The organism is Falsihalocynthiibacter sp. BN13B15 (assembly GCF_041205415.1).
GTDB classification, from domain to species: Bacteria; Pseudomonadota; Alphaproteobacteria; order Rhodobacterales; family Rhodobacteraceae; genus Falsihalocynthiibacter; species Falsihalocynthiibacter arcticus.
Map to the genome: position 1 here is coordinate 1 of NZ_JBGFCE010000115.1, position 316 is coordinate 316.

General features: G+C 48.7%; 2 pseudogenes. Both read right to left on the reverse strand.

Annotated elements, in window-relative coordinates:
- A pseudogene (locus tag AB9F26_RS22440) lies at positions 1 to 93 on the reverse strand (IS6 family transposase); the annotation flags it as partial.
- A 36-nt stretch (positions 94 to 129) separates the two neighbouring features.
- Positions 130 to 316, reverse strand: a pseudogene (locus AB9F26_RS22445) (sodium:galactoside symporter); the annotation flags it as partial.

Here is a 316-nt window from a genome sequence, read left to right on the forward strand (position 1 = left end):
AAGTGAGAGTGGGAATCTGACGTACAACATCACCGCAAGACGGATGATTTCAGGAGACGTCTTGAAATAGCGAAAAGGAGCGCGTTTTTTCATGACACAACGTTAATTGGTAGCCCTGCCCGTCTCAAGTCAGTTTCCTCTGACAGTGACCTCTGTTGGTAAAGTCAGAACAAAGCCAAAGGCAATAAGTTTGAAAGCACATGGAAGGGCGACATAGGCGAAAGTCAGTGTTGACAGAGCTTCTGGGCTATTGCTTTGACCAGGGGTAAAGCCGCTTTGTTCCAGAAGCGGCAATACGGTGAAAGCCGCCAGTGCG